12 protein-coding genes are annotated in these 12,990 nt (G+C 45.6%); all 12 read left to right on the top strand.

Going from position 1 to position 12,990, the window contains the following annotated elements; translation table 11 throughout:
* The 12 genes from BMZ56_RS05680 to BMZ56_RS05625 all read left to right on the top strand — a co-directional run bounded on the left by BMZ56_RS05680 (position 1) and on the right by BMZ56_RS05625 (position 12,988).
* On the top strand, positions 1 to 1,893 hold the full coding sequence (locus BMZ56_RS05680; protein WP_090625316.1) for a cytochrome c oxidase subunit I: 1,893 nt from the start codon (positions 1 to 3) through the stop codon (positions 1,891 to 1,893).
* A gap of 6 nt (positions 1,894 to 1,899) precedes the next feature.
* Positions 1,900 to 2,952 carry a COX15/CtaA family protein gene (locus BMZ56_RS05675; protein WP_090625313.1) on the top strand — a complete coding sequence of 351 codons (1,053 nt, stop codon included), beginning with the start codon at positions 1,900 to 1,902 and terminating at the stop codon, positions 2,950 to 2,952.
* A gap of 115 nt (positions 2,953 to 3,067) precedes the next feature.
* Entirely contained in the window at positions 3,068 to 3,967 is a 900-nt protein-coding gene (gene cyoE / locus BMZ56_RS05670; protein WP_090625793.1) for a heme o synthase, read from the top strand.
* A 5-nt stretch (positions 3,968 to 3,972) separates the two neighbouring features.
* Positions 3,973 to 4,554, top strand: coding sequence for a cytochrome c oxidase subunit 3 (locus BMZ56_RS05665; RefSeq protein ID WP_090625792.1), 582 nt, complete (start codon positions 3,973 to 3,975; stop codon positions 4,552 to 4,554).
* Between the two features lie 9 nt (positions 4,555 to 4,563).
* Positions 4,564 to 5,292 carry a cytochrome c oxidase subunit 3 gene (locus BMZ56_RS05660; RefSeq protein ID WP_090625310.1) on the top strand — a complete coding sequence of 243 codons (729 nt, stop codon included), beginning with the start codon at positions 4,564 to 4,566 and terminating at the stop codon, positions 5,290 to 5,292.
* A gap of 23 nt (positions 5,293 to 5,315) precedes the next feature.
* Positions 5,316 to 5,693: a cytochrome C oxidase subunit IV family protein gene (locus BMZ56_RS05655; RefSeq protein ID WP_090625307.1), complete on the top strand. Its 378-nt coding sequence runs from the start codon at positions 5,316 to 5,318 to the stop codon at positions 5,691 to 5,693.
* Positions 5,693 to 6,403 carry an SCO family protein gene (locus tag BMZ56_RS05650; protein WP_090625305.1) on the top strand — a complete coding sequence of 237 codons (711 nt, stop codon included), beginning with the start codon at positions 5,693 to 5,695 and terminating at the stop codon, positions 6,401 to 6,403. Before BMZ56_RS05655 ends, BMZ56_RS05650 begins: the two co-directional genes overlap by 1 nt.
* Before the next feature lie 43 nt (positions 6,404 to 6,446).
* Positions 6,447 to 6,995, top strand: coding sequence for a DUF420 domain-containing protein (locus BMZ56_RS05645; protein WP_090625302.1), 549 nt, complete (start codon positions 6,447 to 6,449; stop codon positions 6,993 to 6,995).
* Positions 6,996 to 7,036: 41 nt separating this feature from the next.
* Complete coding sequence (locus BMZ56_RS05640) at positions 7,037 to 7,492, top strand: ABC transporter ATPase (protein ID WP_090625299.1); 456 nt, start codon at positions 7,037 to 7,039, stop codon at positions 7,490 to 7,492.
* 100 nt (positions 7,493 to 7,592) lie between these two features.
* Complete coding sequence (locus BMZ56_RS05635) at positions 7,593 to 8,192, top strand: RNA polymerase sigma factor (protein WP_090625296.1); 600 nt, start codon at positions 7,593 to 7,595, stop codon at positions 8,190 to 8,192.
* Between the two features lie 64 nt (positions 8,193 to 8,256).
* On the top strand, positions 8,257 to 9,429 hold the full coding sequence (locus tag BMZ56_RS05630; protein WP_090625293.1) for a FecR family protein: 1,173 nt from the start codon (positions 8,257 to 8,259) through the stop codon (positions 9,427 to 9,429).
* A gap of 238 nt (positions 9,430 to 9,667) precedes the next feature.
* Positions 9,668 to 12,988, top strand: coding sequence for a SusC/RagA family TonB-linked outer membrane protein (locus tag BMZ56_RS05625; protein ID WP_177195044.1), 3,321 nt, complete (start codon positions 9,668 to 9,670; stop codon positions 12,986 to 12,988).
* The last annotated feature ends 2 nt before the right edge of the window (positions 12,989 to 12,990 follow it).

The raw sequence follows: 12,990 nt of genomic DNA, 5'->3' as shown, positions 1-12,990 counted from the left end.
ATGTCAAGTATAGCAAGCGTAGGTACGCATAATGTGGATCACCATGGTGAGCATGGGCATCACCATGAATCATTTTGGACTAAATATGTGTTTAGTCAGGATCACAAAATGATTGCTAAGCAATTTTTGATTACCGGTATTGTGATGGCAGTTTTCGCCATGATTTTATCGATCTTATTTCGGATGCAGTTGGCATGGCCAGATAAAGAATTCCCAATTTTGGAGGTCTTTCTTGGAAAGTGGGCAGAGGGCGGTCGTATCAACCCAGAGTTCTTTCTGGCGTTGGTGACCATCCATGGTACGATCATGGTATTTTTCGTACTAACTGCCGGCCTGAGCGGTACGTTTGCTAATTTGTTGATTCCCTACCAATTGGGTGCAAGGGATATGGCATCGCCGTTCATGAATATGCTGTCTTATTGGTTTTTCCTTGGGGCATGTGTGGTTATGATCTCGTCATTTTTCATCGAAAGCGGTCCCGCTAGCGCCGGCTGGACTATCTACCCACCCTTGTCGGCAATACCCAAAGCCATTCCTGGCTCGGGCCTGGGAATGACACTCTGGTTGGCCAGTATGGTGATGTTTATCATATCGCAAGTGCTCGGGGGGACAAATTATATCAGTACCGTACTGAATTTGCGTACCAAGGGTATGGATCTTTGGAAAATGCCGTTGACCGTATGGGCATTGTTTTTGACCGCCATCGTGGGGTTGTTGTCATTCCCCGTTTTGGTATCGGCCGTGGTGCTGCTTATTTTCGACCGTAGCTTCGGTACAAGCTTTTATTTATCGGATTTAGTTGTACAGGGGCAGATTTTACCCAATGAAGGTGGTAGCCCGATTTTGTTTCAACACTTATTCTGGTTCTTAGGGCACCCTGAGGTGTATATTGTATTGATGCCGGCCCTTGGCCTTACTTCGGAAGTGATTTCCACCAATTCACGTAAGCCCATATTTGGTTATCATGCCATGGTGTATTCATTGATTGGTATCACGGTACTTTCGTTTATCGTTTGGGGGCACCACATGTTTGTGACCGGTATGAATCCATTTTTGGGTGGTGTATTCATGATCACTACCTTGATTATCGCTGTCCCGTCAGCGGTAAAATCGTTTAACTACCTAGCGACGCTATGGCGGGGGAATATTCGGTTTACACCGGCGATGTTATTTGCCATCGGCATGGTGTCCTTTTTTATCTCAGGTGGGTTGACAGGTCTTTATGTAGGTAATTCGGCGCTGGACATTAACCTACATGACACGTATTTTGTCGTTGCTCACTTCCATTTGGTGATGGGGTCTGCATCCATATTCGGTATGCTTTGCGGCGTATATCATTGGTATCCCAAGATGTTCGGACGGATGATGAATGAAAAGTTGGGGTATCTGCATTTCTGGCTTACGTTTGTCGGTGCCTATTTTGTGTTTTTCCCCATGCACTTCATGGGAATCGACGGAGTGCCCCGGAGGTATTATGCCTTTACTGAGTTTCCATTTATGGAAAAGTGGGTTTCGGTGAATATCTTCATTACGTGGTCTGCAATTATTGCGGGACTGGGACAGATCGCGTTTATTTGGAATTTCTTCGCTTCGATGCGGTTTGGCAAGGTAGCCACTCAGAATCCTTGGGGTGCCAATACGCTGGAGTGGACAACACCGGTGAAACACATTCATGGAAACTGGCCGGGTGAGATCCCTACGGTTTATCGTTGGCCGTATGACTATAGCAAACCAGGGCATCACGAGGATTTTATTCCGCAAACAGTACCGTTTTCGGAAACCATGAGTTCGAATCTTCCACACGACTTTGAAGGAAATGTGGAAGCGGAGCGTATACAACGGGAATGGGAGTTGGCAAATGCTGCTGCCCAACCCGAAAAGGAGAGGGAATAATAACGGATGCTTCCGCCTGCTGAAAAGAGGTTTTTATGGATCAACAAGATTACGATTGTTTCGCTATTTGTGTTGATACTTGCGGGCGGCGTGGTACGCAGCACAGGCTCTGGCATGGGATGCCCAGACTGGCCAAAGTGTTTTGACCGGTTGGTACCTCCTACGGACGTTTCTCAGTTGCCAGCAGGCTATGAGGAAAAGTACATTGCCGGAAGGAAAGCGAAGAATGAGCGTTTTGCCACGATGTTAGAGCGCTTTGGTAAGGATGAGCTGGCGGCGCGCATACGGCACGATGAAAGTATCCTCCATCACGAGGAATTTAATGCGGCGAAAACATGGACAGAGTACGTCAATCGGCTAACGGGGGCAATTACGGGCGTACTGATTTTGGGCTGTGCCATTTTTTCTTTTACGTTCTTTAAAACAAAGCGGTCCATTTTTATATGGAGTGTGATTAACGTAGTGGCTGTAGGGTATCAGGCTTGGTTGGGGTCGATTGTAGTCTCTACCAATTTGATGCCCTGGATCATCACGGTTCATATGCTATTGGCGCTGGTCATTGTTGGAATCAGTATTTACACGTATTTCAAAGCACGGTCGTTACGCGATAAAGACCTATTGATCAATCACACGTCAAGTGGAATTAAGTGGCTAGCCGCCGCTTCACTGCTATTGATTGTTGTGCAGGTTGCCGTGGGTACGGGGGTACGGGAGGAAATCGATGTGATTTCAGATGCATCGAACGGACTGGATAGGAGCCAATGGTTGGAGCAGGTAAGCGACGTATTTGATGTACACCGTACATTGGCATTGGTGTCGGGATTTGTAATTGTGTTGTTATTTTTCATTATCCGTTCACGATTTGCGCCCCATACACACCAAAGCCGGTTTACCAACTTACTGTTGTTATTGCTCCTGTTACAGATTGGGAGCGCAGGCGTGTTGGGATATTTCAATATTCCACCATTTGCACAGACGATACACTTGGTGTTGGCAAGTCTGTTATTTGGCACGCAGTATTATCTAATGCTTCTGTTAGGTAAGGTGACGTGGAAGTAAATTTGATAAAGGAAGTAATTAAATGAAGATATCAAATCGGGATATGCGGTCTAATAAGACGGGGGGAGGTGTCGCTATGCCGGAGTCAGGCAGCCGGCAGATGTTAAGTGAATGGATGTCGTTCATTACAGATTTTAAGCAATTGGTGAAAATCCGGCTTACCATGACGGTGGTGTTTTCTGCTTCTATCGCTTTTCTGATCGGTAGTAAGCAGCAAGGTGATATCAATTGGCTTCATTGGTTGATTTTAACAGCTGGCGGATTTCTGGTTACCGGATCGGCAAATGGATTTAACGAGATTATTGAGCGCGATCTGGATAAATTGATGAAACGCACGGCGGATCGGCCGATTCCTGCGGGGCGTATGACAACCGGGCAGGCATTGGTGTTGAGCTTATTGATGGGAATTGCAGGCACCTATACACTGGTAACGCTTAATTTTATTGCCGGTGTGTTATCGGTTTTTTCCATTGTATTGTATGCGTTTATCTATACGCCGCTTAAAAGAAAATCGCCCATTGCCGTATTTGTAGGCGCATTTCCCGGGGCATTGCCTCCATTGATTGGTTATTATGCTGCATTCAGCCAGAACGATTTGGCACTCTATAGTCAACAGAACGCGGCAGCCATTATCATCATTCCCTTAGTACTGTTCATTATTCAGTTTGTTTGGCAGTTCCCGCATTTCTGGGGTATTGCCTGGGTACTTGATGATGACTATAAACGGGCGGGATTTCGCCTGCTGCCCACTACGAAACGCGATAAGGTAACAGCATTTATGGTGTTTTTATCAACGCTGTTGATGGTTCCGGCAAGCCTGCTTCCTTATTATTTTGGATTTGGAGGGATTGTCGTTTCCTTCGTTTCGGTCGCGGGTGCACTTTTGTTCAGTTGGTATGGATTAAAGTTATTTCTGCGATGTGATTTGGCGGCGGCGCGCAAGGTGATGTTTACCTCATTTTTTTACCTGCCGTTGATTCAGTTGGTATTACTATTTGATTTTAATGCGTTATGATCGCTATGGCACAATATACGCAAAATAAGGAAGATCTGACTCAGCAAAAGGCGAAGAAATTCAATCTTTGGCTTGGCATGATCGGCATGTTTATGATGTTTGCAGCACTGTCAAGCGGTTTCATCGTATATACGGCAGGCGGCGCCGATCGGGGCATCAAGACATTACTTCCGGATGCATTTATATATAGCACGATTCTGATCGTACTGAGTAGTGTAACGATGCAGTTGGCCTACGCCGCTGCAAAGCAGACTTCATTTGATAAACAGAAAATTTTGCTTACGGTTACGATTTTGTTGGGATTGGGATTTTTTGCCATGCAGGTGCATGCCTGGGGAATACTAAGTAGCAGGGGTGTTGTATTTGTGAATAGTAATGCGTCCCAATCGTTCGTGTATGTATTTACGGGGATGCACTTGGCGCACATCGCTGCCGGTATTTTGGTGCTGGTAAGAGCATTGGTAGGGCGCATCCGCAACATTCCGCAGGTAAGCAATGTTTTCCGGATGGATTTAGCCACGTTGTTTTGGCATTTTCTGGGCATTCTATGGATTTATATTTATGTTTTTTTACTTTTGAATCAATAACACTGAACAATGAGTACAACTGTAACGCAATTGGATAAGGTAAAAACCGGACGGTGGAACGGGGGTCGATCGCCTTTCAATGTGGAGTATGGCAAAATCATGATGTGGTTTTTTCTTACTTCAGATGCTTTTACGTTTTCCGCGTTCCTAATTTATTATGGTACGCAGCGTTTTGCCCACCTCACGTGGCCCGATCCCGATAAGGTATTTCAGTCGATCCCGTTTATTGCAGATCACGGCTACCCCTTGGTATTTGTGGGCATCATGACATTTATCTTAATCATGAGTTCGGTGACCATGGTGCTTGCGGTTGAAGCTGGGCATCGTAACGCAAAAAAAGAAGTGGTCGGTTGGATGATCGCCACTATTATTGGGGGCTTGATGTTTATCGGCTGCCAAGCTTTGGAGTGGACCCACTTACATCACGCAGGATTCTGGTGGGGAAGTATTCCGGGGCAAGAAGGCGTTTCGCCTGAGGTAAGTCTGGCACCCTTCTTTTCAAAGGAGATTTCAGAAGTGTCGGCTCAGCAATTTGCCAATCTTTTCTTCACGATTACCGGGTTTCACGGATTTCACGTGTCAATAGGTATCCTACTGAACATTATTGTACTTGGGATGGTATTGGCCAACACGTTTGAGCGCCGCGGTTCTTACCTGATGGTGGAGAAAGTCGGCCTGTACTGGCACTTTGTAGACCTCGTATGGGTATTTGTATTTACATTCTTTTATTTGGTATAAAATTTAAAACACAATAGTAAGCTATGGCTTCTCAACATCACGATCAGCTAGTAGGGCACGAGGAAGGACACCACGAAGGTATGACCAAAGGCAGGATTTGGCGGGTCTTTTTCTACCTGCTTGCCATCACTGCATTGGAGTTTTTTATCGCGTTGGTTCTGGTACACGGAGGAGTTATCAGCAAAGGGCTCGGCGTAAATATTGTTTACATTTTGCTGACTTTGCTTAAGGCGTATTACATCGTGGCCTATTTCATGCACCTCAAATTCGAGACATTTGGATTTATTATGTCCGTAGTCGTTGTGTTCCTGTTTATCATTTATTTCATCGCATTGATGCTGACCGAAGGAACGTATTTGAAAGGACACTTCAATCCATTCCCCTTTTGGCCTAATACCTAATGGAGACCATCAGGCAAACCAATGGTTTGAAGAAGATTATTATCCTGGCAGTTATTTTGATACTGCCAGGATTTTTATATTATTTATTAGAGAAAAAAGGCGAAAACCGCTATAAAAGCCTGCCTATCTACGGGGAGAAGGTTCTTACCGGTACATTTAGCAACCGTATGGGCAAAAAGGTGCCGGATACACTGTTTCACGAGGTAGCGCCGTTTTCGCTTACCGATCAGCAGGGGCGACAGATGGATGTGTTAGCAAATGACACATCCGTGTCGGTGGTCAATTTTTTTTATACCCGATGTGAGACATTCTGTGAGCACATGAACAACGAAATGAATCGCGTAGCGGAGCGTTTCGTAGCTAACAAAATGATCAACTTCTATACCATTACGGTGGATACCGCGTACGACTCGCCAGCGGTGTTGAATGAATATGCAAAAACCTACCATCCCGAATCCAAGAAGTGGTATTTTCTAACTGCGGGCAAAGACGATGTATACGATGTTGCGCGCAATGGATTTTTGGTCGACGCCTTACAGGATACGACAAAGGCCGCAGGATTTATACACAGTTCTTCGTTGATATTAGTGGATTCTAAACGGCATATCCGTGGGTACTATGACGTTAATCATAAAAAAGAGGTGGATCGGTTAATTGATGAACTTAAATTGTTGTTGGTAGAAGAAATTCGAGAAAAAAGCCCTTTATAAGTTAGGGTTGGAAATACGAAGTATATGAAATTGGAGGTTTGAAATGCGCGGGGATAACGATTTAATTGAACGGAAATTTAACAAGTGGATTGTCGTATTGTCGATTGCTATTCCGCTGGTGGTAGCTATCTTGTTTGGGGTAAACCTGCGGGATTTGGGCTACGATGTGAAACCGCTTACTTTTCTGCCTCCCATTTATGCAACCATCAACGGCATTACTGCGGTGCTGCTCGTGTGGGCTGTGTTTGCAATCCGAAAAGGGAATCGTAAATTGCACGAAACGTTGGTGAAGATCTGCATCGGCTGCTCAGCTGCTTTTCTGATGATGTATGTGGCCTATCACATGACGGCTGAATCTACCTCGTTTGGCGGACAGGGTGCCATCCGGTATGTGTATTTTTTTATTCTGATTACCCATATCTTACTTTCTATCGTCATCATTCCTTTTGTGTTGGTTACGTTTGTTCGGGGTTTATCGGGCAATTTTGCCAAGCATCGGAAACTGGCCAAGGTTACTTTTCCGCTATGGTTATACGTGGCCATTACCGGGGTCATTGTTTATCTGATGATCGCTCCCTATTACGGGAGTTGATAAAGGAATGAAACGCCATCGGAATTCAGTATCTTTGTCTTATGGAACGTGTTTGGATCTATCAGGCAGGCCGGTCTTTAACCGATGCCGAAAGCAGGTATGTATTAGATAAGTTGGAAGGTTTCACTTCAGCATGGAAAGCACACGGCAAGCCGTTGGCTGCGAAGGCCGAAATCCGGTACGGTCGGTTTATCATCATCATGGTGGATGACGGTGTTGCTCCGCCAACGGGATGTTCCATTGATAAATCGGTACATCTATTAAAAGAGATTGAACGGGAGTTAGAAGTGACGCTTTTTGATCGGATGCAGATCGCCTATCGAGACAACGGCGCTATTCACGTGGTGTCGCGCGCCGAGTTTGAAAAATTGCTGGAACAAGGTGACATCACGCATCAAACGGTGGTATTCAATAATCTTGTCGCTACCTATCCGGATTTGGAAACCAAGTGGGAGGTGCCGATGAGCGAAAGCTGGCATGCACAGGTTTTTAGGTAAGCAAATGCATTCTTTTTTGTTGTGCAAGTTCAGCGCAGCTTTTTGTTTTATTGGTTTTGTTGGATAATAGTCGTTTATTTACTGCCACGAATAGACGCGCATGGCAGAAACAAGTTTTTTTGATGAGCAGCACGTGCTTCACCGGCTGAAGGTGGGTGATATTGACGCATTCAATGCTACCTATTGGCAGTACCACGGCGCGATCTACCGCAATATTTTACGTTTCACCAAAAACGAGGATACCGCAGCCGATTTATTACAAGATGTATTTGTCAAATTATGGGAAAAGCGGGATACCCTCCAGCCGGGAAAGTCTATCAGCGGACTATTGTTTGTAATCAGCTACCACCTTACGGTAAACCACAGTAAGAAGGCGCTTCGCGAACTGCTAGCAAAAAGCGAACTTTCGCTGCACCAATCGGTAGCGGATAGTAGTGAGGAGGCATCCGACCTGGAATCACAGCATGAGTTGCTTGAGCGAGCCATAGCAAGACTCACGGAGCAAAAACAGCTGGTGTTTACCCGGTGCAAACTCGAAGGAAAAAGCTATGGAGAAGTGGCCCGGGAATTGGGTATTTCCAAACATACGGTCAAGGAACATCTTTCCATCGCGATGAAAACCGTCAAAACCTATATCAGGCAAAACGGTCGCGATTTACTTGCGATAGGCTTGCTCACATTCCTGGATTGCTGGGGTTAAAAAAAAAGCCGACTCCATACCCCCCGAAATTTACCTTTTATTGTATTTAGGTTAAAACGTTATCGTGGATAAACGACAGTTGCGTATCGAGCAAATTCTGCGGCGATCCCAATGGACAGAGGAGGACGTCCGTTGGATGGCTGAATACCTTCGGCACGCCGATCAGCACGAACTGGAAACAATTGCGTCTATCTTATATGCGGATGACCTGCAGAATAACCGTGAACCGCTGGACATTGAGCGCTCTTCTCGTTTATTAGAAGGTATCCACAAGCGTATCCAACCCAAACGTTCGCGTCTCAAACGGTTGAGAGGGATTTTGCCATACGTAGCAGCAATGTTTCTTATAGCTATTGTGACCAGCTACTTCATCGTCGTTTTACAACTTCGTGAGGGGCCGGCAATAGCGGATGTACAGCCCGGTGGCAATCGAGCCACCCTTACCCTCGGCGATGGCCGAACGATTGATCTGAGTGAAAAGCAGGATGGAATTATCGTAGATAATGGCATATCCTACCTCGATGGAAGTACTGTACTTAGCGAGCAAGTGAACGAGGGGATACGTGTAGGGGGCAAGCAACATCTCACACTCACTACGCCCAAAGGCGGAACGTATCAGATTAAACTGCCCGATGGTACCGTGGTATGGCTCAACGCTGCGTCGATATTGAAATATCCTTCTCGGTTTGATGGCAATGAACGTGTAATCGAACTGGAAGGCGAAGCTTATTTTGACGTGGCGATAGCTGGTGCACAGCACGTACCATTCAAAGTTATTGCCCATGGCCAGGTCATTGAAGTGTTGGGAACCGAATTTAATGTCTCCGCATATGCAGACGATCCTGAGACCAAAACCACGCTGGTTGAAGGCAACGTGCGTGTAAAGGCTGTTGGTTCCGGAGGCACTAACCTCAGTTCTTCATTCTCATATCTGAAACCTGGCCAACAAGCCGTCACACGTGGATCGTTTCTCGATATCAGTGAGGTCGATATCTTTGACTATACTGCGTGGAGAGACGGCATGATTGTACTTAATGGAGCCCGGCTTGCCGATGTGATGCGTCAAGTGGAACGTTGGTACGATGTTGTGGTTGATGTTCCTGTACTCAAGACCAACAAGACAGCTTATGTGATAATTAATAGGAATGAGAACCTATCCAGCGTACTCAAAGCACTTGAAGAAACCTACCAGGTTAAACTTAAATTAGAAGGAAGGAGGGTTGGCATTATCGAATAAGAAAAAAGATCTTTGATTGGCGGAGCTAAGGTCATCCGCCTGTCCGGAGGGAAAAAGCCGAATTTCGATTGCCCTCGAAATCCGGCAACTGTCGGGCAGAAAACCAATATTGAACTGTATTTTTTTCCTAACCAACATGACAAAAATAATGAATTATAGCCATTATGCCAATGGTCGCTTTTCGCTTTTTTACGGGCGGTCGATTTACGGCAAGGTGCTCTTACAAGCACTCCTTATTATGAAGTTAATAATTTTGCTTACCTGTGTATTATCCCTCCAATCCATGGCTGGCGCGATGGCACAAAAAGTAGATATTGAAGTTAATAATAGGTCATTCAAATCCGTTATCCAGCAATTACAACGGCAAAGCGGGTATTCTTTCGTATTAGACGAAGGTTATTTAATGCGAGCCAATCCGGTAACGTTGTCTTTGAAAGGGGTAGAGATATTGGACGCACTGCCTCACGTTTTTGCGGATCAACCTTTCGGCTATCGGGTTGTCGGCAACGTAGTGTATTTTTCTCCTAAAAAAAATGTGAGGCCGGCCGCCGACTTACCTGATCAGTTAATGCAACAACCTAAGCTGATCCAACAACGAACGGTAACGGGCCGGGTCACGGATGAAGAAGGGAATCCTTTGGAGGGTGTTACCGTGCGGGTAAAAGGAACAGCGATAGCAGCTACTACACGCGCGGATGGCTTGTACGACATCGTAGCGCCGGAGCAGGGACATGCGCTTGTCTTCAGTAATATTGGTTTTAAAACCAATGAATTGGAGATTGGTGATCAACGGGTTATCAACGTGTCGCTGAAGGCCGATGTTAGCGATTTGGAAGAGGTGGTGGTCGTGGGGTATGGGACGCAGAAAAAGGCAGACCTTACCGGTTCGGTAGCTACTGTAGAAGGACAAGAGGTCGTGAAGTCTGGAGCAACCAATATCACCAATTCGCTTGCAGGGCGGTTGCCGGGCATCACCGCGGTGAATAATAATGGAAAGCCGGGAAGCGGTTCCCAGATTATGATTAGGGGTGTAAGTACTTTTGGAGATAATAGTGCCTTGGTAGTGATAGACGATATCGTAAGGAGCTTGGATCAGATTGATCCCAACGAGATAGAAAGCATTTCGATTTTAAAGGATGCCTCTGCTACCGCCGTGTATGGATCCAGGGCGGCCAACGGTGTGATCCTTGTTACTACCAAACGCGGAAAGGCCGGAAAGCCAACCATATCATACAATGGCTTCGCCGGTATCCAAAACCCGACTATTTACCCAGCGTTGATGACTGGTCCAGAATACGCTCAAACCAAAAATGTAGCACGCCAGAATATGGGATTGCCGCCCGCATACTCCGATGAAGAAATGCAAGATATTTTACAGGGGAAGGTGCAAGAGCAGAACTGGTATGACCTTACGTTGAATAAAAAGGCGTTTCAAACCCAGCAAAATATCGGTGTAAATGGAGGGACCGATGCGATAAAATATTTTATGTCTGTAGGATACATGGACCAGGATGGATTGTATGACAATCTCAACTACAAAAGATATACAGCCCGGTCCAATGTGGACGCCCGTATAAACAAAAACTTCACGCTATCATTGGATATCGATGCCAGTCGCAGAAATAATAACGGCAGTGGATATTCTCCGGAATCTATATTCAGCGATATCATGGCTGCCTATCCCTACGATAAGTTATATAACCCCGATGGGACTATTTTCTACACCCGTGAACAGCATCCGGTGGAAGAGATTAAAACCGGATACCAAAGAGAGCAGACCGACATTTTTCAGGCAACTATTTCAGCGAGACATGAGTTGCGTTTTATACAAGGCCTATACTTACAGGGACGTGCTTCTTTTGGACAGGAAGCGAACACTGCCAAGACGTATCAGGTACCTATCCTGATGAACCGTCAGGATGAGGCGGGCAATACCATTGAAGTATATCCTTATGGCGGGTGGAATGGTAAGACTGCGTTGAGCCAACAATATAGCGACTATAATACAACGACGTTGAACTTAAGTTTAAACTATCAGCGGCAATTTGGTGACCATGAAGTGGGGGGAATTGTGCTGGTGGAACAGTTTGATGCCAAATCAAAAGAATTCAGTGGTTTTAGGACCAATTTTCCGGCTAATGGCCTTGATGAGTTATTGTATGGGGGACAAGAACAAAAAGACGCCAACGGTAGTTCATTTACCGACGGCAGACGCAGCTTTGTCGGCAGGTTGCAGTATGCATACAAAGATAGATACCTGCTGGAAGCATCGTTCCGTTCCGATGGCTCTGTCGCATTTCCCACCAGTAATAAATATGGTAATTTTCCGGCCGTATCAGCAGGATGGAAATTGTCCGAAGAACCATTTTTCAGGAATAGTGAGGGGGTAAGTTTTGTTGATAATTTGAAACTTAGAGCGTCTTATGGTTTGGTAGGAAACGACCGAAACGTATATAATGGAAGAATACCAACCTTTCAGTATCAACAGGTGTATGATCTCTCTTCTACCATTATATCGGGATCAAATGCCTATACCAGCGTCATTCCCGGGGTGCTTCCCAATCCGAACGTAACCTGGGAAAGCGCCGCGATTGCCAATGTAGGCTTGGATGGTTCGATGTGGAGCAGACTCTTGTCTTTTGAGCTGGATTTCTTTTATAAAAGAACATCCAACATCTTGTTGAGCAGAATCCGTTCGATTCCGGCCACAATTGGCGCTGCACTTCCCGCGGAAAACTACGCCAAAGTCGACAACAAGGGCTTCGAAGTCGCACTTACGCATCAAAATAATATTAACAACCTGACCTATTTTGTAAAAGCCAACATGGGTTTCGCTCAAAGTAAAGTGATTTTGTTGGATGAGCCGGCTAATATTCCGGATTACCTATTGCAAACGGGGAGGCCCCTGAACTTCATCGTTGGGTATAAGGCACTGGGCTTTTTCCAGTCGGATGAAGAAGTTGCCGGTTATTATCCGCAGTTTAACGGTGGACAAAAAGCCGGGGATGTTAAATATGCGGATATCAATGGCGATAAGGTGATCGATGCAGAGGACCGCACGGTTATTTCGATGGATAACAACATACCCAAACTACTGGGAGGATTGTCTTTCGGCGGATCGTATAAAGGGTTTGATCTGAATGTGCTGTTCCAAGGTGCAACCAGGATGAAAAAAATGCTGTATGGACGTTCAAGGACATTTTTTAACGGCGGCTCGCACAACAATTTCAGAGACCTATTGGACTATTGGACGCCCGAAAACCGCGATGCAAAATATCCTAGGCCATGGGAAAACCAGCACCCCAATAACTCTCAAGAGTCTAGCTTGTATATCCGGGATGCCAGCTATCTTCGGTTGCGTTCGATCGATTTAGGCTATACCTTACCAAAAAGTATTAGCCAAAAATTGGGTACTCAGTCGTTACGGGTATATTTCTCAGGGACTAATATTTTCCTTTTTGATAAGATGAAAATGTTCGACCCGGAAGTTGAAAATACCGACGGAGCATATTATCCGCAACAGCGTACACTCAACCTAGGTATTAATCTCTCTTTTTAACT

It is taken from the genome of Parapedobacter indicus (assembly GCF_900113765.1).
Lineage (GTDB): Bacteria > Bacteroidota > Bacteroidia > Sphingobacteriales > Sphingobacteriaceae > Parapedobacter > Parapedobacter indicus.
Note: the sequence above shows the minus strand (reverse complement) of the source record. Positions and strands in the feature narration are given on the sequence as shown.

Excerpts from the sequence above, each read along its gene's own strand:
- BMZ56_RS05680 (WP_090625316.1), top strand. The coding sequence starts at position 1 with ATGTCAAGTATAGCAAGCGTAGGTACGCATAATGTGGATCACCATGGT.
- BMZ56_RS05675 (WP_090625313.1), top strand. The coding sequence starts at position 1,900 with ATGCTTCCGCCTGCTGAAAAGAGGTTTTTATGGATCAACAAGATTACG.
- cyoE (WP_090625793.1), top strand. The coding sequence starts at position 3,068 with ATGTCGTTCATTACAGATTTTAAGCAATTGGTGAAAATCCGGCTTACC.
- BMZ56_RS05665 (WP_090625792.1), top strand. The coding sequence starts at position 3,973 with ATGGCACAATATACGCAAAATAAGGAAGATCTGACTCAGCAAAAGGCG.
- BMZ56_RS05660 (WP_090625310.1), top strand. The coding sequence starts at position 4,564 with ATGAGTACAACTGTAACGCAATTGGATAAGGTAAAAACCGGACGGTGG.
- BMZ56_RS05655 (WP_090625307.1), top strand. The coding sequence starts at position 5,316 with ATGGCTTCTCAACATCACGATCAGCTAGTAGGGCACGAGGAAGGACAC.
- BMZ56_RS05650 (WP_090625305.1), top strand. The coding sequence starts at position 5,693 with ATGGAGACCATCAGGCAAACCAATGGTTTGAAGAAGATTATTATCCTG.
- BMZ56_RS05645 (WP_090625302.1), top strand. The coding sequence starts at position 6,447 with ATGCGCGGGGATAACGATTTAATTGAACGGAAATTTAACAAGTGGATT.
- BMZ56_RS05640 (WP_090625299.1), top strand. The coding sequence starts at position 7,037 with ATGGAACGTGTTTGGATCTATCAGGCAGGCCGGTCTTTAACCGATGCC.
- BMZ56_RS05635 (WP_090625296.1), top strand. The coding sequence starts at position 7,593 with ATGGCAGAAACAAGTTTTTTTGATGAGCAGCACGTGCTTCACCGGCTG.
- BMZ56_RS05625 (WP_177195044.1), top strand. The coding sequence starts at position 9,668 with ATGAAGTTAATAATTTTGCTTACCTGTGTATTATCCCTCCAATCCATG.